The sequence below is a fragment of the Paractinoplanes deccanensis genome (assembly GCF_016862115.1).
Taxonomy (GTDB): Bacteria; Actinomycetota; Actinomycetes; order Mycobacteriales; family Micromonosporaceae; genus Actinoplanes; species Actinoplanes deccanensis.
Genome location: NZ_BOMI01000158.1, coordinates 22,899 through 47,421, shown reverse-complemented (window position 1 = coordinate 47,421; position 24,523 = coordinate 22,899). Strand labels below are relative to the sequence as shown.

The window sequence follows — 24,523 nt, the reverse complement described above, 5'->3', positions numbered from 1 at the left end:
ATCGCGTGAGTCATCGGGCCTTCTGCACCGCTTCCAGAACGAATTCGAGCAGCGCTTCGTCACCGTCGCGGCGACCGTACCGGGAAGCGGCCATGCTCATCGAGGCGAGACGCTGCCTGTCCCGCGCCAGCGGGACGATGTTCTGCTCGATCCACTCGGGCGTGAGCTCCGAGTTGTCCACCAGCACGCCGCCGCCCGCCTCGACCACCGGCAGCGCGTTGCGCTTCTGTTCCTGATTGCTGTACGGGTACGGCACGTAGACCGCGGGCACGCCCAGCGCCGTGGTCTCGGCCACCGTGATCGCGCCGCTGCGGCAGAGCATCAGGTCGGCGGCCGCGTAGCCGAGCTGCATGTCCGACAGGTACGGCAGCACCCGGTAGGGCACCGGCAGGTCGGCCGGCACCTCGAACGGGTCGTTGCGGCCACCCTGCACGTGCAGCACCTGGACGCCGGAGTGGGCGAGCCGCTTGGCCGCCGCGGCGACCGCCAGGTTGATCGTGCGGGCGCCGGAGGAGCCGCCCGAGACGAAGAGCACGGGCAGGTCGGGCCGGAGCCCGAACTGGTAGAGCGCCTGCGGCCGAAGCGCCGCCCGGTCGAGGTGCGAGATCGCGGTGCGCAGCGGCACGCCGACCACCCGCGCGTCGCGCAGCGACTCGGCCTGCTGCGGCTGCTGCGGGAAGCCGACCGCCACGTTCTTGGTGAACCGCATGCCCATCCGGTTGGCCACGCCCGGCGGCACGTTGACCTCGTGGATGACGATCGGCACGTCGCGGCGCCAGGCCGCCAGGTAGGCCGGCACCGACACGTAGCCGCCGAAGCCCACGACCACGTCCGCCTGCACCTCTTCGAGGATCTTGCCGGCGGCGTGCGCGGACTTGTACATGCGGTCCGGGGTGCGCAGCAGGTTCATGTTGATCGACCGGGGCAGCTGGAACGCGGGGATGACCTGCAGGTCGTAGCCGGCCGGCGGGATCAGCTCGTTCTCCATGCCCTTGGGGCTGCCGAGCGTGGTGATCCGGACGTCCGGGAAGTGCCGCCGCAGCGCGTCGGCGAAGGCGAGCAGCGGATAGATGTGACCGCCGGTGCCTCCTCCGGCGAGCACGACCGACCGCAGCGGAGCCATTTACCTTTTCCTCCCAGCCCCCGCACCTTCCGTCGCCTTGGCAGCGGCCGGCCGCCGTTGCGGGGGCAGCGGCGGCAGCGGGGCCCAGAGTAGCCGTACCCACCTGGCGGGCGGACGGGCGTTCAGGGCTCGGGACGCGTCGGGCTCGGCGCGGGCGAAGGAGGCGAGGATGCCGACCGCCGCCATGGTGACGACGAGGGCGCTGCCACCTGCGGAGATGAACGGCAGCGGGAGGCCGGTGATCGGCAGCATGCCGGTCACGCCGCCGACGTTGATCACGGTCTGGGCGACCAGCCAGGTGGTGATCGCGGTGGCGGCGAGGCGGCGGAACGGGTCGGCGGAGCGCCGGGCGATCCGGAAGCCGGTGTAGGCGAGCACCGAGAACAGCGCCAGGATCACCGCGCAGCCGACCACGCCGAGCTCCTCGGCGACCACGGCGAAGATGAAGTCGTTCTCGGCCTCGGGCAGCCAGTTCCACTTGAGCGCGCCCTTGCCGAGGCCGACGCCGAACCAGCCGCCCTCGAAGATCGCCGACCGCGCCTGGATCAGCTGGTAGCAGGGGCCGTCGAGGTCGCACTTGTCGAGCGGCTGGAGGAAGTTGGTGAGCCGGGCCAGCCGGTAGTTCTCGGCGCCCTTCTCACCCGACCCGGCGCCGCCGGACGCGGCCGCGATGAGCAGGCTGATGCCGGCCAGGCCGAGCACGCCGAGCGCCGCGAAGATGCGCAGCCGTACGCCGGCCGCCCAGAGCAGGCCCACGATGAGCGCGAGCAGCACCAGCATGGTGCCGAGGTCGTTGTAGCCGACCAGCACGAACAGCAGGCCGACGACCGGGAACAGCGGGCGGGACAGCTCCCGCCAGTGCCCCAGCGCCGATCCCTTGCGGGCGATCACGTCGGCGCCCCAGAGCACCATGCCGAGCTTGGCGAACTCGGCGGGCTGCAGGCCGATCGGGCCGAGGTAGAGCCACAGCAGGTCGGCGTGGATCGGGCCGATCCGGGGCGCGCTGAGCAGGTGCACCGACTCGAGCGCCATCAGCAGGTCGAGGATGCCGAGCAGCGCGATGGCCACGCCCATCACGTATTTGCCGAGGTCGCGCAGGGTGCCGGCGGGGAGCCGCTGGCACACCCAGAACGCGAAGAGGCCGAGCAGGGCGAAGACCGCCTGGTTGGCGATGGCGCTGAACGCGTTGCCGTTCTTCGCGTACGCCTCGACGCTGGTGGCCGAGAAGACCATGGTCAGCCCGATCAGCAGCAGCAGACCGGAGCTGGCCAGGAGCAGGTAGTACGAGGAGAGGGGACGCGCCAGCAGCCCGTGCACGGCGGGCAGCAACTGCCGGCTCAACGACGGGCGAGGCGCCTGCGAGGTACGGTCGTCCGCCATCCACTCATCATCGTCGTCACGACACGCCAGCCCGTGTCATCTGCGCTGGCGTGTCGTGTGACTTGATCTATCCCATGACCGCCAGGAAGTCCGAATAGAACAACCCGAGACCGATGGCGACGCAGATGCCGGCCACGATCCAGAACCGCACCACGATGTTGACCTCGCTCCACCCGGCCAATTCGAAGTGGTGCTGCAGCGGCGACATGCGGAAGACCCGCTTGCCCGTGGTCTTGAACGAGATGATCTGGATCACGACGGACATCGTGATGATCACGAAGAGGCCGCCGATGATGATCGAGAGCAGCGTCGTCCGGGTCGCCACCGCCAGGCCGCCGATGAGGCCGCCGAGGCCCAGCGCGCCGGTGTCGCCCATGAAGATCCGCGCCGGGGACGTGTTCCACCACAGGAAGCCCACACACGCCGCCGCTGCCGCCGCCGCGATCATCGCGATCTCCAGCGGGTCGCGCACCTGGTAGCAGTAGTCGTTGACCCGCGCGTAGTCGGAGTCGCCGCACCAGTGGCGGTACTGCCAGAAGCCGATCAGGGCGTACGCGCCGAGCACCAGGATCGAGGCGCCGGTGGCCAGGCCGTCGAGGCCGTCGGTGAGGTTCACGCCGTTCGACATCGACATGATGACGAAGACGAAGACCAGCACCGACCCGACCTTGCCGACGTCCAGCCAGCTGATGTCGCGGATGAACGAGATGTGCTCGCTCGCCACCGTCTCGCCGTTGGTGCTCGGCACGTAGAGCGCCACGATCGCGAACGCGCCGCCGACGAGCAGCTGGCCGAGCAGCTTGCCCTTGGCGCTCAGGCCGTCGGAGTTGCGCCGGCGCACCTTGAGGAAGTCGTCCAGGAAGCCCACCACGCCGCAGAAGACGAAGAGGCCGAGCAGGACCAGCGCGGTCATGGTCGGGCTCTCCTGGGCGATCTGCCGCTCCGGGAGCGTGGTCAGGGCGACATGGCCCGCCGCGTACGCGAAGACGGTCGCCACGATGAACGCGACACCGCCCATCGTGGGCGTGCCCTTCTTGCCCTGGTGGGTCGCCGGCCCGATGGTCCGGATCGGCTGGCCCGCCTTCAGCGCCGTGAAGACACGGATCGCGATCGGGGTGCCGAACAGCGAGATGATGAAGGCGACCGCGGCCGCGACGATGACTGCCCTCACCGGGACTCCTCCTCGGGACGCAGCGCATCGACCACGTCCCATGTGCGGTACCGGGAGCCCTTGACCAGGACGACGTCGCCGTCCCGCAGGTCCCCCTCCAGGATCTCGATGGCCGCGGCCTGGTCGGCGGCGCGCAACGCCTGCCCCGTCCAGCCCTCGACCGCTTGCGCGCCGTCCACGATGGGCCCGGCCTCGGGCGCCACCGCGACGAGCCGGTCCACGCCGAGCTCGGCGGCGACCCGGCCGACCTCCTCGTGCCCGGAGCGCTCGTGCGGGCCCAGCTCGGCCATGTAGCCGAGGACGGCGGTGGTACGCCGGCCCGCGCCCATCGCGGCGAGCGCGTGCAGCGCGGCGGTGGTGGACGACGGGTTGGCGTTGTACGAGTCGTCGATCACCGTGACGCCGTCGGGGCGGGTGAAGACGTCCATCCGGCGGCCGGAGACGATGCCGACCTCGCCGAGCGCCTCCGCCACGTCCTCGGCGCTCATGCCCAGCGACAGCGCCACGCCCGCCGCCGCCAGCGTGTTCGCCACCTGATGGCGCCCGGCGACTCGCAATCGAACGTTTCCGGTTTTTCCGTCCCAGTGGAGTCGGTAGGAGGGGCGGCCCGCTCCGTCCACCACGACATCGGTCGCCCGCACGGCGGCGCGTTCCGCCTCACCGACCAGCAGGACGCGGGCTCTCGTGCGCGGCGCCATCCCCGCCACCAGCGGATCGTCGGCGTTCAGGATCGCCACCCCGGACTCCGGCAGCGCCTCCACCAGCTCGCCCTTGGCCCGCGCGGTCCCCTCGACGGAGCCGAACTCGCCCAGGTGCGCCGCCCCGACGTTGAGCACCACACCGACCTGCGGCCGGGCGATCTCGGTGAGGTAGCGGATGTGCCCGATGCCCCGCGCGCCCATCTCGAGCACCAGGAAGCGGGTCTCGGTCGTCGCCTGCAACACCGTGTACGGGAAGCCGAGCTCGTTGTTGAGCGACCCGGCCGGCGCGATCGTCGGCCCCAGCCGCGACAGCAGCTGCCCGATGTAGTCCTTGGTGGTCGTCTTGCCCGACGACCCGGTGAGCCCCACGACGGTCAGCTCGCCGAGCCTGCCGACCACGGCGCTCGCCAGCGCGGCCAGCGCCGCCAGCGGCTCCGCGACGACGACCCCCGGCTCACCGGTGTCGCGCGTGCTCAGCACGGCCGCGGCGCCCGCCGCGACGGCCTTGCCCGCGAACAGATGCCCGTCGACCTTCTCGCCCTCGAAGGCGACGAAGAGCCCGCCCGGCCCGATCTTGCGGGAGTCGTACTCCACTCCCCCGGTGACCTCGAGGCCCGGCTCCGCGTTGACCACGCGTCCCCCGGTGCACTCGGCGATCTCCGCCAGCGTCATCCGGATCACGAGCCGCTCCCCGCCGCGGCGGTCAGCGCCGCGGCCAGCTCGATCCGGTCGTCGAACGGCAGCATCTCGCCGTTCACCTCCTGGCCACGCTCGTGTCCCTTGCCCAGCAGCGCGATCACGTCGCCCGGTGCGGCCAGCCGCACCGCCTCGGCGATCGCGTCCCGCCGCCCGGCGACTTCGATGATCTTCGCAGGCGCCGCGGTCTCCTCGGCGCCGGCCCGCACGGCGGCGCGCACCGCCGCGGGGTCCTCGGTCCGGGGGTTGTCGTCGGTGATGATCACCAGATCGCTGCCGCGGGCCGCCGCGGCGCCCATCAGCGGGCGCTTGCCGCGGTCGCGGTCGCCGCCGGCGCCGATCAGGCAGATCAGCCGGCCACCGCGGCCGGTGGCGAGCTCGCGCAGCGCCGCGAGGGCCGCCACGATCGCGTCCGGCTTGTGCGCGTAGTCGACCACGCCGAGGATCTCGCCCGGCGCGCTCACCTGCTCGAGGCGGCCCGGCACGCCCGGGCAGGCCGCGATGCCGCGGGCGGCCGTGGCCGGGTCCACACCGGCGGCCACGAGCGCCGCCAGGGCCAGCAGCGCGTTCGCCACGTTGTGCCGGCCCGGCAGGGCGACACCGGCCTCCACCCGTACGCCCTCGGGCCCGTGCGCCTGGAAGCGCTGGCCGAACGCGGACGGCCGGATGTCGGTGGCCCACCACGTCGCGCCGGTGTCGCCGTCCGCCGAATAGCTGATCGTCACCGGCTTGAACAACGGGCGCAGCGCCGCGTCGTCGGCGTTGAGCACCTCGAAGCGGCAGCGGCCGTCGAAGAGCTTGGCCTTGGCGGCGAAGTAGTCGTCGGCGTCGGCGTGGAAGTCGAGGTGGTCGAGGCCGAAGTTGGTGTAACCGCCGACGGTGAACCGCACGCCGTTGACCCGGCCCACGGCCAGCGCGTGGCTGGAGACCTCCATGACCACGGCGGAGACGTCGCGCTCCAGGCCGGCGGCGAGGATCGCGTGCACGTCGGTGGCCTCCGGGGTGGTGCGCACGCTCTGCACCACCAGGTCGCCCAGCCGCGTCTCGACCGTGCCGATCATACCGGTGACCAGGCCGGCGGCCCGCAGGCCGGACTCGACGAGGTAGGCGGTCGAGGTCTTGCCGGCGGTGCCGGTGATCCCGATCACGGTGAGCCGCGCGGAGGGGTCGCCGTAGATCGCCGACGCCGCGGCGCCGAGGACGGCCCGGGGATCGTCCACGACCAGCACGGGCAGGCCGGTGGCGGCCGCGCGCTCGCGGCCGGTGGGGTCGGTCAGGACGGCGGTGGCGCCGGCGGCCGCGACGGCGGCGGAGAACTCCGCGCCGTGCCGGTTCGCACCGGGCAGGGCCGCGTAGAGATCACCGGGACGGACCTCGCGGCTGTCGTGGGTGATGCCGGTGACCTCGGCGTCGAGGCCGGTCAGCGTGGCCTCGACCAGCGAGGCGAGGCTCGACAACCGGTGGGGCGCCACAGAAAGGGGACGGGGAATGCCGGGCACGGCGTCAGACCCTACCCCGTGCCCGCCGCTCGGCGAAAAACGCCATACCGCCCCGCAAAGCCGTCATGGGTGGATCTTCAGCTTCGGCGCCGGCGTGGTCGACGGCGGCACCTTGTTGTGGAGCAGGGTGAACGACATCATCTTCGAGAACGCCGGCGCGGCCACGTCGCCGCCCGTGCCGACCGGCACGTCGGCCGAGACCGCGATGACGTAGCGCGGGTTCTCCGCCGGCGCCATGCCGATGAACGACCCGTAGTTCGCGCTCGTGTACTTGCCGTCGATGAGGCGCTTGCCGGTGCCGGTCTTGCCCGACACGCGGTACGCGGCGACGGCCGCCTTCTTGCCGGTGGCGCCCTCGGTGTCGACGACCGCCTCCATCATGGTGCGCAGCTCGGCGGCGACCTGGGGATCGAGCACCTTGTGGGTCTCCGGCTCCGGGCCGGGGGTGACCTTGCCGTCCTTGCCCGAGATCATCGCCTTGATGAGGTGCGGCTGCACGTAGGTGCCGTCGTTCGCGATCGCGTTGTAGCCGGCCGCCATCTGGATCAGCGTGGCGTCCACGCTCATGCCGATCGGCACCGAGCCCGACGCCGAGCCGCTCCACTCGTCCGGCGTCAGCAGCTTGCCGTCCGCCTCGCCGAGCATGCCCTCGTCCGTCGACTTCCCGAGCCCGAACTTCTGCTGGTACTCGTACACCTTCTGCTTGCCGAGCCGGTCCGCGATGAGGATCGTGCCCACGTTCGACGAGTAGGCGAGCAGGCCCGCCATCGTCATCTTGGTGCCCTTCTTCTGCTCGTGGGTGTCCTCGAAGCGGTATCCGCCGCGCTCCAGCGCCGGGCCGATGGTCAGCACCGAGTCGGGCGTGATCAGCCCCTCCTGGAGGGCGGCGCCGAAGATGAACGCCTTGTGCACCGACCCGGGGTCGGCCACGATGCTGCTCGGCACGTCCTCCCGCTCCGTGGGCGTGTAGTCGCCGGGCTTCGCCGCGTTGTAGGTGGGGCAGCTCGCCTGCGCGAGCACCTCACCGGTCTTCACGTCCATCACCACGGCGCCGGCCATGTACGCCTTCGACTCGGTGGCCTGCTCGCAGAGGATGCGCTGCACCTCGTACTGCAGATCGCCGTCGATGGTCAGCTGGAGCGACGTGCCCGGCTGCGGCTCGGTGTACTTCTCGTAGCCGCTCGGGATCGGCTTGTCCAGGTCACCCTTGCCGATCTCGAAGATCCGCTCGCCGTCGGTGCCGCGCAGCAGCGAGTCGTAGCGCGCCTCCAGCCCTTCGAGGCCGGAGTTGTCGGCGCCGGTGAAGCCGATCAGGTTGGCGGCCAGGTCGGCGTTCGGCACGTCGCGCCGCTCGTCCTCCTTGACCACGATGCCGTCCAGGTCCATCGCGGCGATCTTGTCGCCCACCGAGATGTCGACACCCTGCGCGAGATACTCGAACCGGGACTGGCCGCCGCCGGGCCGCTTGTGCGGCGTCATCAGCGGGATCAACTTCGACGCCTGTACGCCGATCAGCGGCGCGAGCTTCGCGGCCGTCCCCGCCGGGTCCTTGATGAGCATGGGGTCGGCGCCGATGTAGCGCGCCTCCACGCTGTGCGCGAGGACCGTGCCGTCACGGTCGATGATGCTGCCGCGGGGCGCCGGCAGGCGTACCTCGGCCAGCCGGTCCTCCCGCAGCTCGATCAGGCGCTTGGCGTCGGCCGGCGACGAGGCGACCTGGAGGATGACCAGCCGCACCCCGATCATCACGAAGAGCGAGAGCGCGACGACGGCGCCGATCCGCAGCCGCCGGGTGCTGTTGGCGAGCTTCGGCGGCTCGGGCGCGACCGCGCGCACGGCGCGGGAGACCCGCGGCCCGGTCACGATCCGCCGTGGCTTCTCCGCTTTTTCGGGCTTCGGCGCTCTTTGCGGGCGGCGCGGCTTCACTCCGATCCGGGCGCGACGGCTGACCAGCTCGTCGTCCTCGTCCGGCTCGGGGGCCCGGCTGCGCGGGGTGCCCTTGGGCTCACGAGTCTTGGCGGTGCCCTTGCGGCCCCGCTGGGGAGTCTCGGCGGCCTCCGCCGGCTCGCCCGGCTCGGGACGGCCCCCACGCCGGGGACGGCCGCCGTCGAGCACCTGGAGCGCGGGCCGGAACGGATCGGACGTCCGCCCGGCGCGCGGCGACCGCGTGCGCTGGTCGCGCTCGGCCATGGTGCGCCCGCGCGGGGTGTAGGCGCGCGCGTCCCCGATGCCGCCGAACCCGCGGCTCTTGCCGCCGTTGTCGTCACCCTCGGTGGGAAGGTCACGAGACGTGCCGCGCCGGGGCTGAGCGCCCCGGCGCGGTGGTGTGTCGTCAGAGCGCGGCGACATGCGGCCTACTGCCCGTTCCCGTTCTGGCCGGCGTTCTGGTTCGCCGGGCTCTTGTCCTTGGCGCCGGCGGCCGGGTCTGTCTTGGCACCCGCGGCCGGGTCGGTCTTGGCGCCGGCGGCCGGGTCGGTCTTGGCGTCCTGCGCGGTCACCGACAGCTTGCCCGTGGCCGGCATCGGCACGTTGATGGCCTTGCCGTCCGGCAGCCGCAGCACCGCCAGCTTCTCCGCCTTGACCAGGCCGAGCCGCCGCGCCGCCGCGTCCAGGTTGCCCACGCTGGACACCTCGATCAGCTGGTTGTCGAGGCTCTGCTGCTGGTTGTCGAGCGCCGTGCTCTGCTTCTCCAGATCAGCAATCTTGAACGAGTTCTCGTTCGTCTTGGTATTGATCAGCAGAATGCCCAGCACGCCGACGATGACCAGCCCGACAACCCCGGCCGCGAACGGCGCCCGAGGCCCCCGCCGAACCGGCGGCGGCGCCACGGACAGCCGCGGCCCCGCACCGGCCTCGGCCCGCCCGCTGCCGTCGGGCGCGACCTCGAGCTGAAGCGCCGCGGTGCCCTCGACGGGGGCCTCGGCACCCGCCTTGGACCGCGCCTTGTCGAGCTTGTCCTTGTCGAGCCTGCTCCCGTCCAGCCTGCCCCCGTCCAGCCTGCCCTTCTCCAGCTTGGCCGCGATCGGCCGCACCTTGTCCTGGTCGGCGTCCCGGCGGGCCCGCACGTCCTCGGTGATCCGCCGAACCCGCTCCCCCTCGACGTCCCGGCGAGCCTTCAGACCCTCCACGCCCCCACGGACCCTGAGATCCTCGGAGTCGCGGCGAGCCTTCACACCCTCGGTGTCACGACGAGCCGTGAGGTCCTCGGAGCCGCGGCGGGCTCGCAGCTCGCCGGTGTCCCGGCGCGTCTTGATGCCTTCGGTGTCCCGGCGGACGCGGCCGCCCTCGATGTCGCGAGCGCCTTCCGTGTCGCGAGCGCGGACGCGCGGCGTCTCGGCGTCGCGGCCCCCACCGCGAACATCCTCGATCTCGCGCCGTCGTGGGCTCGCGCTCCGGTCCGTGTCACGGCCGATCCCTGACCGGCGCGTGTCGGCCAGGCCGGAACCACCCCGGCCGCCGTCCGAGAAGTGCCGTGCCCCCCGGCCGGCACTGCTGCGGCCCTCCGCGGTCCTCTCCCGCCCAGCAGCCTCCCGGCCGCTGACCTCACGGCCGACGCCTCCGCGGCCGCTGACCTCACGGCCGACGCCTCCGCGGCCGCTGACCTCGCGGCCGACGCCTCCGCGGCCGGTGACCTCGCGGCCGACGCCTCCGCGGCCGTTGGCCTCACGGCCGATGACCCCCCGGCCGTTGGCCTCACGGCCGTCGACGTCGCGGCCGGCCGCCTCCCGGCCGGCCCTGCCTCGGCCGTCGCCGGCCCGGCTCGTGGCGTCCGCATCGCGGCGGCCCGTGCCCGGCTCGCGCCGTCCGTGCCCCTGGCGCTGCTCTTCCGCGGCCCGGCCCCCCGACCGCGGCGCGTGGGTGCGCTCGCTCATGCTTTCCCCTCCCCCTCTTCGCGTTCCCCCGGGCGTAACCGCCCTCGTCCCCCGTGCGTTGACAACCGGGGCCGTTCGCGGGCGGCCCCAGTCGCCTGGTCGTTCTTGTCGAGGCGCTCCACGGCGCGCAGCTTCACCGAAGCTGCCCGCGGGTTCGCCGCGACCTCGTCGTCGCTGGGCGGCTCCGACCCCTTTGTCAGCAGCCGCAGTGTCGGCCCGGTCCCGGGCAGTTCGACCGGCAGGTCGACCGGCCCGGTGCTGCGCGTCCTCGCGGTGAGGGCGCGCTTGACGATCCGGTCCTCCAAAGATTGGTAGCTCATCACCACAAGGCGCCCTTTCGGGGCCAACGCGTCCAGAGCGGCCGGAACCGCGGACTCGAGCGTGGCGAGTTCGCCATTTACCTCGATGCGAAGCGCTTGAAACGTTCTTTTCGAAGGATTTCCACCGGTTCGCCGGGCTGCTGCCGGGATGGCCTCTTTGACCAGCTCGGAGAGCCTGGCGGTGGACGTGATCCGGCCCTTCTGCCGCTCACGGACGATCGACGAGACGACGCGTGTGGCGAACTTCTCCTCGCCGTACGTCCGCAGGATGCGCACCAGCTCACCGGGCTCGTACTCGTTCACGACCTGCTCGGCCGTGATGCCCGTCGTCTGGTCCATGCGCATGTCGAGCGGCGCGTCCTGTGCGTACGCGAAGCCGCGGTCGGCCTCGTCGAGCTGCAACGAGGACACACCCAGGTCGAACAGTCCGCTGTGGATCCGCGGGATGCCGAGCTCGTCGAGCACCCGCGGCAACTCGTCGTAGACCGCGTGCACCAGATGCGCCCGGCCGGCGTACGGCGCCAGCCTGTGTCGCGAATGGGCGAGCGCCTCCGTGTCCCGGTCGAGTCCGATGAGGACGACGTCCGGGTATCGCTCGAGAACGGCCTCAGCGTGCCCGCCCAGCCCGAGCGTGAAGTCGACGTGCACCGCGCCCGGCAACTCGAGGGCCGGGGCGAGCAGCTCGAGGCACCGCTCGAGCAGCACCGGCACATGCGTACCGCGCGGCTCCCCCATGTCGACCCCCATCGCTACCCCGTCTGTCCCTGGCCCACGTGCAACCGGCCCCGTACCGGACCCCGTGCCAACCCCATCGACGACGCCGTAGCGATGTCGCCGCGCCCGAGCAGCCGCCCGAACGTCCTTCCGTACCGCCAGATCCCCATCCGCTCGTGCCCGTTGCCATCGGGCGCGCCCTGGGCCGGACACGCGCCTGGCGCCGGGGAAGAGGCGCCAGGTGCGGGAGCGGCTGGAGATCTCGCAGTACGGCGACAGCGACGCCCGGGCCCCGCAGGGCCGGCCGAATGCCACGCCTCACAGTCCGACGGGCAGCACCCCCTCCTCGATGTCGGCGAACTCGTCTTCGCTCGCCGCGAGGTAGTCGTCCCACGCCTGCTTGTCCCAGATCTCCACCCGGGTGCTCGCCCCGATCACCACGAGCTCGCGGTCGAGTGCCGCGTACTCCCGCAAGTGGGCCGGGATCGTGACCCGCCCCTGCTTGTCGGGAACCTCGTCGTGCGCGCTGGCGAAGAACACCCGGCTGTATGCCCGGGCGGCCTTGTTCGTGACCGGAGCCTCCCGAAGCTGACCCGCGATGCGCTGGAACTCCGGCATCGGGAACACGTAAAGACAGCGCTCCTGCCCCTTGGTGATCACGACACCTCCCGCCAGCTCGTCGCGGAACTTCGCCGGAAGGATCAGCCGCCCCTTGTCGTCGAGGCGCGGGGTGTGTGTGCCGAGGAACATCGGCCCCAACCCCCTGCCCCTGGCGGTTCGCGGTCCGCCTGTCAACTCGGGCCGGCAGGCTCCTCCGAGTCAGCTCTCTTTCGGCCCTGCCACTGCGCTCCACTCTACTCCACTTCCCTCCACCCGCAAGCCGAATGAGCGCGCTCGCGAAGCTTGTTCGCACAAGAAACCCCAGCTCAAAGGCATGCACGCAGAGTGGAGGGCCCCCGCATGATCAACCCCGTCCGGTTTCCGACATCCTCCGCGCACCCCCGTCAAGAACCCCGACAAACACGCCCAAACTTCGCACCCGGTCGCGTTGTCAACCCCCTCCGGGGAGGAAAGTGGAGGATCGCGAACACCACGCCCTGTCAATACCGACTCCAGTTCACTCATCCCCGCCGCCGCCCTCTCTCACGGAGAGAAAGGCACAGTCCCACCGAAGCCCTGACCCCCGACGCACCGCCAGCGCCCCTCGGACGCCTCACGAAAGCGTGCGGCGCGCGCCCATGGCGCTCCGCGCGCCAAAACGAACGCTCGCTCGCCGTGCACCGCGCGTCTTTATTGCGGCGGACAAGCCACGGCCCGCAAACGAACGTTCGTTCGTCAGCGTGCGCGCCGCCGAGAAAGCAGGCTCCAGGTCTGCAAGCGAACGTTCGCTCGCCTGCATACGGGTCGCCTTGGAAGCGAGCGCAGGTTTGGCAAGCGAGCGTTCGTTCACTGGCACGCGCATCCCCGCTCAAAGCGGGGCGCCCGGGTCCCGAAGCGAACGCTCGTTTCACTGACGTGCGCGTCACTTTCAAGGCAGGCCCGGCTCCGCAAGCGAACGCTCGTTCGCCGACACGCGCACCGCCGCCAGAGCGGCAGCATGGATCCGCCAGCGAACGCTCGCTCGACGGCGTGCGCGTCACTGTCAATGCAGGCGGCTCCGCAAGCGAACGCTCGCTCGACGGCGTGCGCGTCGCTGTCAAGGCAGGCGCGGCTGCGCAAGCGAACGCTCGTTCGCCGACACGCGCACCGCCCTCAAAGCCGTCCGCAGGCCGCGAACGAACGCTCGCTCGCCATGCGCACGCCAGCGTTGCAGTAAGGGCTGGGTGCGGAAGCGAACGCTCGTTCGCTGAAGAGCGCATCGGGTGGCGAGGCCGGGCTCTGGAAGCGAGCGTTCGTTCGCTGACGGAGGCATCAGGTGGCGCGGTTGGCGGCTAAGTCTTGGAAACAAAGTTCGCTCGCCAACGGCGGCCGCAACGCGGAACGCGTGCACTGTCATGGTTCGCCTTCCGCCGAAGGCGGATCCTCACGACGGGCGGCGGCCGGCCTATCTACCCCACAGGTTGTGCACGGCGAAGCCTCAGGTGCGCGAGCTTCACTGAGGAGGTGCACAGCGCGGGGCCCGGAGGGGGGAGCCTCCGGACCCGCAGCAGATCCCGCACGGCTTGACCACTCGGCCAAAGACGCCGGCAGGCCGAAGGCAAGCGCGGACCGAGGGCAAGCGCGGACCGAGGGCAAGCGCGGACCCAAAGCAAGCGCGAACCGAACGCATCAGCGAACCGAACGCATCAGCGAACCGAACGCATCAGCGAACCGAACGCAAGAGTGGGCCGGCAGCGCAGGAGCAGGGCCGAAAGCGGCAAACCGGCGCCAGCAGGCGCGGCATCAAGCGTTCCAAGCGAAAGAAACGACAGAGGGACGCGACCGAACCGGTCGCGCCCCACTGAGTACCTGTCGCAGTAAGCCGTCAGACGAGGCGGCGGACCACGTAGTTGGTGCTGAACATCTTGCGCTTCGACACGCGGGCGCCGGTGTGCGGCGAGTCGTACATGTAGCCGTTGCCGGCGTAGATGGCCGCGTGGTAGCCGTACGAGCCGTTGCGGAAGATGATCAGGTCACCTGCCTTCTTCGCGCTCTTCGAGACGGACCGGCCGGCCTTCTGCTGGGTGTTGGCCTTGTGGGCCAGGTTCTTGCCGGCGGCCTTCTTGTACACGTACTTGGTGAAGCCCGAGCAGTCGAAGCGGCTCGGACCCGAGGCGCCGAAGAGGTACAGCGCGCCGGTGTGGCTCTGCGCCTCGGCGAGGACCTTGGCGCCGCTGGCGACGACCTTCACCGAGAGGCGGCCGCCGACCTGCGGGGCGTACGCCGAGGTGCCGGTGTAGACCATGCGGAGCGAGCCGCTCACCTTGGGGGCGGCGTAGAGGGCCACGGCGCCGTTCTTGTTCACCTTGCCGGCGGCCCAGTTCTGCCACTTGCCGTTGCGGAGCGCCTGGAGGCGGACCGTACCGGTGGTGATGGCCTTGCCGTTGGTGGGGTTGATGTACTTCGCCGTCACCTTGACCTTGGCACCCCAGGCCAGCGTCCGCGTGCTGATGCTGGTGCGGACCGAAGGCTTGATCTTCGCCGCGGCCTTGGCGGTGGTCACCTGCGCCACCGCGGGAGCGGGGGCGGCGTGCGCGGCCGGCATGGTAGCCAGCTGACCGGCACAGAGGCAGAGACCCAGAGACAGTGCGAGCTTGCCGGCGCCGGACGCCATGCGGCGGCCCCGGCTCGAACTGTGTTCGTGCACGGTAGAGAAATCCCTCCGGCACGCCTGCGAGGTTAGCTGTCGGGTTCGGGCGGGAAGGTTGCCCGGCCGCGGGGAGGCGGCTTCACCCCAAGGTCTCTCCGTGTGCCGCCACCGGAGCGGGTGGCGCGGAGCGGACCGCTAGTGGGTCCCCCGTCCCTGCCCCCGTATGCCTTTGTGGTCGTACGTGGTGCTCGTGGTCGCGACGGGCGGCCCGGGGCAGGGCTCGGCGTGAACCGTTCGTCGCAAGCTTCCAGCGGGTTGCTGTCGGCCAGACCTTGGTACCTGAGATTTCGCTGCGGCGTCGGGAGCGATCCCATGACGCACAGTAGTTGGCACATGAATGCCTGTCCGATTTGTGACCGGCGCGTAACTTTTGCCATGACGGCTCGTGGTGATCCAAATACGGATCGTCGAAGGTTACGGGTGAATCAGAACACATAATTCGTTGGCAACCTGCCGGTCATCCCCGCCGAATATTCACTCTTCCGCCGTCGTACACGTCCCCACCGGCCAAAACCGGGTCGGCCGAACGGCGGAATCGGATCTTGGACGGACGGGCCCCGGCGACAACTCGACGTAACGTGCCGTTCCGGTACCCTCGTCGCCGTGACGGACGGGAAGATGCCCCTGCGTGCCAAGGTCGCGACCTCCGTGTCGAAGACCGCGGCGGCGCTCTCCAGGGCCGCGGGACGCGGCGACGGCTCGGTCATCGGAGGCTGGATCGGCCTCAAGATCGACCCCGAGCTGCTGAGCCACTTGGCTACCGGACGCGCGATCGCGCTCGTGTCCGGCACCAACGGCAAGACCACCACGACCCGGCTCGCGGCCGCCGCGCTCGGTGTGCTCGGGCCGGTCGCCACCAACTCCTTCGGCGCCAACATGCCCACCGGGCACACGTCGGCGCTGGCCAAGGCCGGCCAGACGCCGTTCGCTGTGCTGGAGGTGGACGAGCACTATCTCCCCCGGGTCATCGACGAGACCCGGCCGAGAGTAGTGGCCCTGCTCAACCTCTCCCGGGACCAGCTCGACCGGGCCAAGGAGGTGGCGATGATGGCGCAGCTCTGGCGCACCGCCCTCGCCGGCCACCCGGATGTGAACGTGGTCGCCAACGCCGACGACCCGATGGTGGTCTGGGCCGCGTACGGGTCGCAGAAGGTCACCTGGTTCAGCGCCGGTCAGCGCTGGCAGGACGACTCGTGGGTGTGCCCCGAGAGCGGCGACCCGATCGAGCGCGCGAACGGCGACTGGTGGTGCACCGGCTGCCCGCTGCGCCGGCCCATCCCGCAGTGGCGCGTCGAGGACGAGGGCGTCATCGACCCGCGCGGCGACTGGCACCTGGTCAAGCTCCAGCTGCCGGGCACGGTCAACCTGGGCAACGCGGCGACCGCGCTGGCCGTGGCCGCCGAGTTCGGCGTACGCCCGATCGAGGCCCTCCCCCGCCTCTCCACGGTGACCTCGATCGCCGGCCGCTACGCGCAGGTCGACCGCGACGGCCGCAACATCCGGCTGCTGCTGGCGAAGAACCCGGCCAGCTGGCTGGAGGCCTTCGACATGGCCGAGCAGGCGCCCACACTGCTGTCCATCAACGCGCGCGACCCCGACGGCTTCGACACCTCCTGGCTGTACGACGTCGACTTCGCCCCGCTGTACGGCCGGCCGGTGCTGATCACCGGCGAGCGGGCGTACGACCTCGCCGTGCGCCTCGAAGTGAACGGAATCCCGTTCCAACACGTTTCCACCTTTGACGAGGCGCTCCGGACGGTTCCGCCCGGCCGCCTCGAGGTGATCGCCAACTACACCGCGTTCCAGGACATCCGAGCGGAGCTTGACCGTGTCAATTGATCCCCGCGGCGGAAAGCAGAAGGACAAATCGTGAGTACCGAGGCCCTGCGCATCGTCTGGATCTATCCGGACCTGCTCTCCACCTACGGCGACCGGGGCAACCTGCTGATCCTGGCCCGCCGGGCGGCCCTGCGCGGCATCCCGGTCGAGACCTACTCGGTCCGCTCCGACCAGCCGATGCCGTCGACCGCCGACATCTACCTGATCGGCGGCGGCGAGGACGGCCCGCAGGCCCTCGCGGCCCAGCGGCTGATCAACGACGGCGGCCTGCACCGGGCGGTCAACCAGGGCGCGTCGGTCCTGGCGATCTGTGCCGGTTATCAGCTGTTCGGTCACTCCTTCTTCGCCAAGGGCGCCAAATGCCCGGGTCTGGGGCTGCTCGACCTGCACTCCGACCGGGGCGAGACGCGGGCGGTCGGCGAGCTCCGCGGCGACATCGACCCCCGGCTGGGACTGCCCCCACTGAGTGGTTTCGAAAATCACGGCGGCCGCACCCACCTGGGCCCGGGCGCCAATCCGCTCGCCCGGGTGACCGCCGGCATTGGCAATGACGGCCAAACCGAGGGAGCCTGGGCAGGGAAGATTCTGGGCACCTACTCACACGGCCCCGCGCTCGCCCGCAACCCAGCGATAGCCGATCTGCTACTGCGTTGGGCGATCGGCGCGGATAGTCTTGCCCTGGTCGACGACACCTGGACCGAGCGTCTCAGGGCCGAGCGACTGGCAGCAGCCGGAGCCTAGATCACGTTTCAGCCGACGACGAGCACCCGGGACGGACGACTGCATGACTGACACCCTGATCGCCCCGCGGGGCGCCATCGCCCTCGCGGACCCTCAGGTTGCTGCCCCTCAGTCCCTGGGCTGGAAGCGCCGGCTCGTCCGGTTCGGCGTGCTCGGCGTCGTCATCGCCGCCCTCGCGGTCGCCGCGGCGGTGCTCCCGCTCCAGGAGATCGCCGACGGCATCGCCAAGCTCGGCCCGATCGCCGCGGCGATCATCGCCGTCGTCGGCGGCCTGCTGCTCTCGGTCCTCGTCCCCCGCACCGCGATCACGGTGGCGTGCGGCGCCCTCCTGGGCGCCGCCACGGGTGCCGCCACCGCCCTGGCCGCGGCCGTCATCGCCGCCGCGGTCACCTACTACGCCGGCCGCTGGGTCGGCCGCGGCGCCCTTCAGGCCCGCGCCGGCGGCCGGCTCGGCAGCAAGCTCCACCGCCTCGACGGCTGGCTCAACAAGCGCGGCCTCTCCGCCGTCCTCCTGGTCCGGTTCCTGCCGCTGGCCCCGTTCGGCCTGGTCGGCTACGCCTACGGCACCACGAGCGTCTGCCGCAAGCGCTACCTGCTCGGCACCACGCTGGCCGCCATCCCGTCCGCCATCTCGTACGCCACGATCGGCGCCGCCGTGACCAAGCCCGGCGAGATGAGCGTGCTGTCGTTCGCCCCCGCCGCGATCGGCTTCCTGCTCACCACCGGCATCGTCCTGTGGTGGAAGCGCTCCGCCAAGAGGGCCGCGACCGCCTGACGATCAAGACCCACCAGCCTTCGGTACGCCTTGGCATCTCGCACAACCGCAGGAAGGCCGCGCCCGGTCGACGGCGCGGCCTTTCTGCGTCTCCGGGCCGCGGCGCGCGTTTCGCGCCACTGCGGGCAAAGGCGGCGGTCCGCCTCCCCCGCCGCCTCGCCGCATGGATCATGAGCTGGTGGACTCGACCGGGGCGCAGCTGCTTCTGGGCCTGCTGACGATCGCGAGCTTCTTCCTCGCGGTGGCCGGCGGTGTGGCGCTGCTCATGTGGTCGCCCCTCGACCACCCGCCGGGGACGCGGGCCCCTCGATCAGCGATGCGACAGGGCGGGGCCGCGCTGCGGCGGCTGTCGCTGCGGGCCGGCGCGAGCCTCGCCGGTGTGCGGCTGCCGGCATCGGTGGCCCGGCGGGCCGGCCAGGTGGCACGGCATCCGGCTCGGCTGGCCGTGCTCGGCTTCGGGGCGGCGGTCGTGGTGGGCTGGGGCCTGCTGCTGCTTCCGGTCGCCGGCGAGTCCGGGCACGGCACCGGAGCGGTCACCGCGTTGTTCACCGCCACCTCGGCGGTGTGCGTGACCGGGCTGGTCATCGAGGACACCGGTGCCCACTGGTCCGGCTTCGGTGAGGTGACCATCCTCGGCCTGATCCAGGTGGGCGGCTTCGGCATCATGACCGTGGCGTCGCTGCTCGGCCTGCTGGTGGCCCGCCGGCTCCGGATGCGGCTGCAACTGGGCACGCAGGCGGAGACCAAGGCCATGGGGGTGGGCGAGGTCCGCCGGGTCGTGCTGGGCGTGCTGCGGACCAGCCTGCTGGTGGAGGCCGCGGTGGCGGTGGCGCTGACGTGGCGCTTCGCCGACGGCTACGGCGAGTCGTGGGGCCGGGCCGCGTATCTCGGGGTGTTCCACGCGATCTCGGCGTTCAACAACGCGGGGTTCGGGCTGTATCCCGACAGCCTGGTGCGCTTCGCCGGCGATCCGCTGATCTGCCTGCCCGTCTGCGCGGCGATCGTCCTCGGCGGGCTCGGCTTCCCGGTGCTCTTCGAGCTGTGCCGTGCCCCGCGTACGCCGCGCAGGTGGTCGCTGCACACCAAGGTCACCATCGGGATGTCGGTGCTGCTGCTCGCCGGTGGCTGGTTCCTGATCACCTGGGCCGAGTGGGCCAACCCGGGCACGCTGGGCCGGCTCGGTCTCGGCGCCAAGCTGCTCGCCGGGTTCACCACGGCGGTGATGCCGCGCACGGCCGGGTTCAACAGCGTGGACCTGGCCCAGATGCACGACGTCACGCTGCTGGTCAACGACGTGCTCATGTTCATCGGCGGTGGCAGCGGCGGCACCGCCGGCGGGATCAAGGTGACCACGTTCGCCCTGCTCGGCTTCGTGATCCTCGCCGAGATCCGCGGGGAGCCGAGCGTGCACGCCCTGGGCCGGCGGCTCCCGGGCGGGGTCCAGCGGGAGGCGCTGACCATCGCGCTGCTCAGCGTCGGCCTGGTGACGGCGTCCACGCTGGCGCTGCTGGCGCTGACGCCGTTCTCGCTCAACCAGGTGCTCTTCGAGGTGATCTCGGCGTTCGCCACCGTGGGCATGACCACCGGCATCACCGCCCAGGTCGGCACAGCCGGGCATCTCGTACTCATCGCGCTGATGTTCATCGGCCGGCTCGGCCCGGTCACCGCCGCGGCGGCGCTCGCGTTGCGCGAGCAGACCCGCCGCTTCGAACTACCCGAGGAGCGAACCATCGTTGGCTAGGAGACCAGCTGCCCATGACCGCATCGCCGTGCTGGGCCTGGGCCGCTTCGGCAGCTCGCTGGCCCTGGAGCTGACCCGTCAGGGCTGGGAGGTGGTCGGCGTCGACGCCGACCCGCGCAACGTGCAGGCCCTGGCGGACGAGCTCAGCCACGCCGCGGTGGCGGACACCACCGACGAGGAGGCGCTGCGCCAGCTCGGGGTGCACGAGATGACCACCGTGGTGGTGGGTTTCGGCAGCGCCATCGAGGCCAGCATCCTGACCACCTCGCTGCTCACCGATCTGGGCGTGCCGCACATCCTGGCCAAGGCGGTCAGCCGGCCGCACGCCACGATCCTGCGGCGGGTCGGCGCGCACCACGTGGTGCTGCCCGAGCACGAGATGGGCGAGCGGGTCGCCCACCTGGTCACCGGGCAGATCCTGGACGTCATCGCGTTCGACGGCGACTATGTGCACGCGAAGGTCTGCGCGCCGGAGGCGGTGATCGACCGGACGCTGGCCGGCGCCGAGGTGCGGGCCACCCACGGGGTGACCGTGGTGGCGATCAAACGGCCCGGGGAACCGTTCACGTACACCACCCCCGACACCACCGTCTACGCCGGCGACCTGCTCATCGTCGCGGGCGCCTCCCGCAGCGTTCGGGCGTTCGCCGGCCTGGGCTGACGGCGGCGGGCGACGGCTGCGGGCGACGGCGACGGCGGGCGGCGGCGGCGGCGGGCGACGCTACCGGACGCGGCGGCGCGGCCGTCGCCACGCCAGCTGCTGCACGAGCAGCGTGAGGACGCCGCCGAGGACGATCGCGGCCAGGTTGATGGCCAGTTGCAGCGCCGATCCGTACGCCTCCTCGCGCACCCCGTACGCGAGGGCGACGGCGGCGTTGGCCGCGGCCGGCACCGTGGTCACCGAGATCAGCACGCCGACGAGGGTGCCGGCCTTGGCCGAGGTCAGCGACAGGATGCCGGCGATCCCGCCGAGGAAGCCGATCACCCAGGACAGGGCGTCCGGCCGCCAGATGAAGTCGGTCAGCGGCCGCGCCTCGAGCAGCATCGACTTGTCCACCAGGCCGGCCGCGGTGAGCAGCCACACCGCGACCACGGTCACGATCATGCCGACCGGGAAGCCGACCGCCAGGGCCAGCGCCGAGTGGCGTACCAGCGCGATCTTGCGCTGCACCAGCCCGACGCAGAGCGCGGCGAGCGGCCCGAACTCCGGGCCGACGACCATCGACCCGACGATCAGGATGGGCTGGTCCAGCAGCACCCCGATCGCGGCGATGACCGTGGCGACGCTCATGAAGGTGAGGAACGAGGCCGACAGCGCGGCCTCCTCGCCGGTCTGGCTCTCGATCTCGTGCCACACCACCGCGTCGACGCCGAGACCCGGCGTGCGGCGGGCCGCCCGGTCGGCGGAGGCGGACAGGGCGGTGTCGACGTGGTCGACGATGATGGCGCCGTCACGGTCGAGGCCCAGCTCGCGAAGGCCGTCGAGCACGTGGCTGGCACCCTCCCGGACGACGTCGAACTCCACGACGTCACCCCGCGGCGCCTTCGCCGCACCGGGCAGCACGACCAGATGGGTGACGGCTTCGTCGCCGGTCAGCCATTGCCGCACCCGTGCGCTGACCCGCTCCGGCGCGATCACCCGGACATGCAGCATGGACGGCCCCCCACGATCCGGCGCCGGCACCCCAGATCGGGAGGGCGGCCCGAAGGCTGCCCTCCCGCGATCGCGGAGCCGGCGCGGCCCGGCTCTCAGACGACGACGCTGACCAGGCGGCCGCTGACGACGATGACCTTCTTCGGCTCGCGGCCGGCCAGGACGTCGGCCACGGCGGTCAGGGCCTCGGCCCGGATGTCGGCCTCGGGGGTGTCCGGGGAGACCGAGACGCGGGCCTTGACCTTGCCGTTGACCTGGACCGGGTAGGTGATCGACTCGGCGACCAGCTGGGCCGGGTCGGCGACCGGGAAGTCCGTGTAGGCCAGGGTGCCGTCGTGGCCCAGCTTGCGCCACAGCTCCTCGGCCATGTGCGGGGCGAACGGGCTCAGCATCAGCACCAGCGGCTCGACGGCCTCACGGGAGGCGACGGGCAGCGGGGTCAGCGTGTTCGTCAGCTCGATCAGCTTGGCGATCGCCGTGTTGAAGCGCAGCTCGTCCATGTCCTCGCGGACGCCGGCGATGGTGCGGTGCAGGTGCTTGCGCGTCTTGTCGTCCAGCGGAGTGTCGGTGGTGCGGACGGCGCCGGTCTCCTCGTCGACGACCAGGCGCCACACTCGCTGCAGGAAGCGCTGGGAACCGACCACCGCCCTCGTCTCCCAGGGACGGGAGACATCCAGCGGGCCCATCGCCATCTCGTAGACCCGGAACGTGTCGGCGCCGTACTGCTCGCACATCTCGTCGGGGGTGACGACGTTCTTCAGCGACTTGCCCATCTTGCCGTACTCGCGGGTGACGGGAGCGTCGTTGTAGAACCACTTGCCGTCGCGCTCGACGACCTCCTCGGCGGGCACGATCACGCCGCGCGCGTCGCGGAACGCGTACGCCTGGATGTAGCCCTGGTTGAACAGCTTGCGGAACGGCTCGAACGACGAGACGTGGCCCAGGTCGTACAGCACCTTGTGCCAGAACCGCGCGTACAGCAGGTGCAGCACCGCGTGCTCGACGCCGCCCACGTACAGGTCGACGCCGCCGCAGTCGCCGTCGCGGCGGGGGCCCATCCAGTACGCCTCGTTGTCCGGGTCGGCCAGCGCCTTGTCGTTGCGCGGGTCCAGGTAGCGCAGCTCGTACCAGCAGGAGCCGGCCCACTGCGGCATGGTGTTGGTCTCGCGGGTGTAGTGCTTCGGCCCGTCGCCCAGGTCCAGCTCGACGTTGACCCAGTCCTTCTTGCGGGACAGCGGGGTCTCCGGCTCGCTGTCCGCGTCGTCCGGGTCGAAGGTGCGCGGCGAGAAGTCGTCGACGTCGGGCAGCACCACGGGCAGCATCGACTCGGGCAGCGCGACCGGCAGGCCGGTCTCGTCGTAGACGATCGGGAACGGCTCGCCCCAGTAGCGCTGGCGGCTGAACAGCCAGTCGCGCAGGCGGTACGTGGTGGCGCCCTTGCCGTGGCCGTGCTGCTCCAGCCAGGCGATCATCGCGGCCTTGGCCTCGGCGACGCCCTTGCCGTTCAGCCAGTCGCTGTTGATCGCCGGGCCGTCGCCGGTGAAGGCGCCCTCGAAACCTTCGGGCGCGGCGACGGTACGGATGATGGGCAGCTCGAAGACCTCGGCGAACTGCCAGTCGCGCTCGTCCTGGCCGGGCACCGCCATGATCGCGCCGGTGCCGTAGCCGGCCAGCACGTAGTCGGCGATGAACACCGGAATCTGTGCGCCGTTCACGGGGTTCGTCGCGAACGCCCCGATGAAGACGCCCGTTTTGTCCTTGGACTCGGTGCGCTCCTCATCGGTCTTCGCCGCAGCCTGTGCCCGATATGCCGCGATCGCCGCACGAGGATCCGCGTGCCCGCCGGTCCATTTCGGATTTGTCGCATTTGGCCACTGAGGGGGGGCAATCCGATCGACCAGCTCGTGCTCGGGCGCCAGCACCATGTAGGTGGCGCCGAACAGCGTGTCGGGCCGGGTGGTGAAGACGGTGATCGTCTCGCCGTCCACCGCGAAGTCGACGTGGGCGCCCCGCGAGCGGCCGATCCAGTTGCGCTGCATCAGCTTGACCGGCTCCGGCCAGTCCAGCGTGTCCAGGTCCTCGACCAGCCGGTCACCGTACGCGGTGATCCGCATCATCCACTGCTTCAGGCTGCGCTGGAAGACCGGGAAGTTGCCGCGCTCGCTGCGCCCGTCGGGCGTGACCTCCTCGTTGGCCAGCACCGTGCCCAGGCCCGGGCACCAGTTGACCGGCGCCTCGCTGACGTAGGCCAGGCGGTGGTCGTCGATCAGCTTGCGGCGCTCGATCGGCGACAGCTCGGCCCAGGGCCGGCCGTCCGGCGTCCGCTTCTCGCCGGTCTCGAACGCGGTGACCAGGGTCTCGATGGGGCGCGCCTTGCGCAGCGAGGGGTCGAACCACGAGTTGAAGATCTGCAGGAAGATCCACTGGGTCCAGCGGTAGTAGTCCGGGTCGGTGGTCGCGAACGTGCGCCGCTCGTCGTAGGCCAGGCCCAGACGGCGCAGCTGGCCGCGGTACCGCTCGATGTTGGCCGCGGTCGTGGTCGCCGGGTGAGTGCCGGTCTGCACCGCGTACTGCTCGGCGGGCAGGCCGAAGGCGTCGAAGCCCATCGGGTGCAGCACGTTGAAGCCGGCCTGCCGCTTGTAGCGGGTGTAGCTGTCGGTGCCGATGTAGCCGAGCGGGTGGCCGACGTGCAGGCCCGCACCGGACGGGTACGGGAACATGTCCTGGACGTGCAGCTTGGGCGCGCCGTGCCGCGGGTGGCCGGGGTCGGCCAGGTCGCCGGTCGGGTTGGGCGCGTGGAACGTCCCGTGCTCCGCCCAGTAGGCCTGCCAGCGCGGCTCGATCTCGTTGGCCAGGGCGGCCGTGTAGCGGAACGGCGGGGTCTCTGACTCGCTCATCGTCGGCATCCGTCTTCTCTTCAGTAAAGGAGGCTGGGCACAAAAAAACCCCTCACGCAGGAGGGGTCGCCGTGCTGTGCCGCCTAGGGGCGGGAGCAGCACGGCTTGCTA

At 71.3% G+C, this 24,523-nt stretch carries 17 protein-coding genes and 1 riboswitch; of the genes, 5 read left to right on the top strand and 12 right to left on the bottom strand.

What is annotated here, in order from left to right; translation table 11 throughout:
- Positions 1-10: 10 nt before the first annotated feature.
- The 10 genes from murG to Ade02nite_RS38835 form a co-directional block, all read right to left on the bottom strand.
- On the bottom strand, positions 11-1,123 hold the full coding sequence (murG, locus tag Ade02nite_RS38880) for an undecaprenyldiphospho-muramoylpentapeptide beta-N-acetylglucosaminyltransferase (protein ID WP_203774906.1): 1,113 nt from the start codon (positions 1,121-1,123) through the stop codon (positions 11-13).
- A complete protein-coding gene (locus Ade02nite_RS38875) occupies positions 1,124-2,503 on the bottom strand; it encodes an FtsW/RodA/SpoVE family cell cycle protein (RefSeq protein WP_203774904.1) in 1,380 nt (459 codons plus the stop codon). It abuts the gene before it with no gap.
- 67 nt (positions 2,504-2,570) lie between these two features.
- Positions 2,571-3,674, bottom strand: coding sequence for a phospho-N-acetylmuramoyl-pentapeptide-transferase (gene mraY / locus Ade02nite_RS38870; protein WP_203774902.1), 1,104 nt, complete (start codon positions 3,672-3,674; stop codon positions 2,571-2,573).
- Positions 3,671-5,056: a UDP-N-acetylmuramoyl-tripeptide--D-alanyl-D-alanine ligase gene (locus Ade02nite_RS38865; RefSeq protein ID WP_203774900.1), complete on the bottom strand. Its 1,386-nt coding sequence runs from the start codon at positions 5,054-5,056 to the stop codon at positions 3,671-3,673. The genes mraY and Ade02nite_RS38865 overlap by 4 nt, the downstream gene beginning before the upstream one ends.
- Positions 5,053-6,528: a UDP-N-acetylmuramoyl-L-alanyl-D-glutamate--2,6-diaminopimelate ligase gene (locus Ade02nite_RS38860; RefSeq protein WP_239169364.1), complete on the bottom strand. Its 1,476-nt coding sequence runs from the start codon at positions 6,526-6,528 to the stop codon at positions 5,053-5,055. Before Ade02nite_RS38860 ends, Ade02nite_RS38865 begins: the two co-directional genes overlap by 4 nt.
- Before the next feature lie 105 nt (positions 6,529-6,633).
- Positions 6,634-8,919: a peptidoglycan D,D-transpeptidase FtsI family protein gene (locus Ade02nite_RS38855; protein ID WP_203774896.1), complete on the bottom strand. Its 2,286-nt coding sequence runs from the start codon at positions 8,917-8,919 to the stop codon at positions 6,634-6,636.
- A gap of 5 nt (positions 8,920-8,924) precedes the next feature.
- Positions 8,925-10,442 (bottom strand): cell division protein FtsL, encoded by a 1,518-nt coding sequence (ftsL, locus tag Ade02nite_RS38850; RefSeq protein WP_203774894.1) that lies wholly within the window; start codon positions 10,440-10,442, stop codon positions 8,925-8,927.
- Positions 10,439-11,509 carry a 16S rRNA (cytosine(1402)-N(4))-methyltransferase RsmH gene (gene rsmH, locus Ade02nite_RS38845; protein ID WP_203774892.1) on the bottom strand — a complete coding sequence of 357 codons (1,071 nt, stop codon included), beginning with the start codon at positions 11,507-11,509 and terminating at the stop codon, positions 10,439-10,441. Before rsmH ends, ftsL begins: the two co-directional genes overlap by 4 nt.
- Before the next feature lie 285 nt (positions 11,510-11,794).
- A complete protein-coding gene (gene mraZ / locus Ade02nite_RS38840; RefSeq protein ID WP_203774890.1) occupies positions 11,795-12,226 on the bottom strand; it encodes a division/cell wall cluster transcriptional repressor MraZ in 432 nt (143 codons plus the stop codon).
- A 1,714-nt stretch (positions 12,227-13,940) separates the two neighbouring features.
- Positions 13,941-14,660 (bottom strand): C40 family peptidase, encoded by a 720-nt coding sequence (locus Ade02nite_RS38835; protein WP_239169362.1) that lies wholly within the window; start codon positions 14,658-14,660, stop codon positions 13,941-13,943.
- Between the two features lie 108 nt (positions 14,661-14,768).
- A riboswitch (cyclic di-AMP (ydaO/yuaA leader) is annotated at positions 14,769-14,891 on the bottom strand.
- A 492-nt stretch (positions 14,892-15,383) separates the two neighbouring features.
- On the opposite strand from Ade02nite_RS38835, the gene Ade02nite_RS38830 reads away from it, so the two are divergent.
- From Ade02nite_RS38830 to Ade02nite_RS38810, 5 genes are all read left to right on the top strand, one after another.
- The gene (locus Ade02nite_RS38830; protein WP_203774929.1) at positions 15,384-16,604 is read left to right on the top strand and encodes a MurT ligase domain-containing protein; all 1,221 of its coding nucleotides are present in this window, start codon (positions 15,384-15,386) and stop codon (positions 16,602-16,604) included.
- 30 nt (positions 16,605-16,634) lie between these two features.
- Complete coding sequence (locus Ade02nite_RS38825) at positions 16,635-17,345, top strand: type 1 glutamine amidotransferase (protein ID WP_203774888.1); 711 nt, start codon at positions 16,635-16,637, stop codon at positions 17,343-17,345.
- A 43-nt stretch (positions 17,346-17,388) separates the two neighbouring features.
- Entirely contained in the window at positions 17,389-18,120 is a 732-nt protein-coding gene (locus tag Ade02nite_RS38820) for a TVP38/TMEM64 family protein (RefSeq protein WP_203774886.1), read from the top strand.
- 163 nt (positions 18,121-18,283) lie between these two features.
- Positions 18,284-19,861 (top strand): TrkH family potassium uptake protein, encoded by a 1,578-nt coding sequence (locus Ade02nite_RS38815; protein ID WP_239169361.1) that lies wholly within the window; start codon positions 18,284-18,286, stop codon positions 19,859-19,861.
- Positions 19,854-20,522 carry a potassium channel family protein gene (locus Ade02nite_RS38810; protein WP_203774884.1) on the top strand — a complete coding sequence of 223 codons (669 nt, stop codon included), beginning with the start codon at positions 19,854-19,856 and terminating at the stop codon, positions 20,520-20,522. The genes Ade02nite_RS38815 and Ade02nite_RS38810 overlap by 8 nt, the downstream gene beginning before the upstream one ends.
- 60 nt (positions 20,523-20,582) lie before the next feature.
- Here Ade02nite_RS38810 and Ade02nite_RS38805 read toward each other — a convergent pair whose 3' ends face one another.
- Together Ade02nite_RS38805 and leuS are read right to left on the bottom strand one after the other, a co-directional pair.
- Positions 20,583-21,515, bottom strand: coding sequence for a DUF389 domain-containing protein (locus Ade02nite_RS38805; RefSeq protein ID WP_203774876.1), 933 nt, complete (start codon positions 21,513-21,515; stop codon positions 20,583-20,585).
- 95 nt (positions 21,516-21,610) lie between these two features.
- Positions 21,611-24,421, bottom strand: coding sequence for a leucine--tRNA ligase (gene leuS / locus Ade02nite_RS38800; protein WP_203774874.1), 2,811 nt, complete (start codon positions 24,419-24,421; stop codon positions 21,611-21,613).
- Between the last annotated feature and the right edge of the window lie 102 nt (positions 24,422-24,523).

Bases quoted from the DNA above. Each gene is read 5' to 3' on its own strand.
- Ade02nite_RS38835 (WP_239169362.1), bottom strand. From the start codon at position 14,660: ATGCCGGCCGCGCACGCCGCCCCCGCTCCCGCGGTGGCGCAGGTGACC.
- rsmH (WP_203774892.1), bottom strand. From the start codon at position 11,509: ATGGGGGTCGACATGGGGGAGCCGCGCGGTACGCATGTGCCGGTGCTG.
- leuS (WP_203774874.1), bottom strand. From the start codon at position 24,421: ATGCCGACGATGAGCGAGTCAGAGACCCCGCCGTTCCGCTACACGGCC.
- ftsL (WP_203774894.1), bottom strand. From the start codon at position 10,442: ATGAGCGAGCGCACCCACGCGCCGCGGTCGGGGGGCCGGGCCGCGGAA.
- mraZ (WP_203774890.1), bottom strand. From the start codon at position 12,226: ATGTTCCTCGGCACACACACCCCGCGCCTCGACGACAAGGGGCGGCTG.
- Ade02nite_RS38830 (WP_203774929.1), top strand. From the start codon at position 15,384: ATGCCCCTGCGTGCCAAGGTCGCGACCTCCGTGTCGAAGACCGCGGCG.
- Ade02nite_RS38875 (WP_203774904.1), bottom strand. From the start codon at position 2,503: ATGGCGGACGACCGTACCTCGCAGGCGCCTCGCCCGTCGTTGAGCCGG.
- murG (WP_203774906.1), bottom strand. From the start codon at position 1,123: ATGGCTCCGCTGCGGTCGGTCGTGCTCGCCGGAGGAGGCACCGGCGGT.
- Ade02nite_RS38805 (WP_203774876.1), bottom strand. From the start codon at position 21,515: ATGCTGCATGTCCGGGTGATCGCGCCGGAGCGGGTCAGCGCACGGGTG.
- Ade02nite_RS38815 (WP_239169361.1), top strand. From the start codon at position 18,284: ATGGATCATGAGCTGGTGGACTCGACCGGGGCGCAGCTGCTTCTGGGC.
- Ade02nite_RS38855 (WP_203774896.1), bottom strand. From the start codon at position 8,919: ATGTCGCCGCGCTCTGACGACACACCACCGCGCCGGGGCGCTCAGCCC.
- Ade02nite_RS38820 (WP_203774886.1), top strand. From the start codon at position 17,389: ATGACTGACACCCTGATCGCCCCGCGGGGCGCCATCGCCCTCGCGGAC.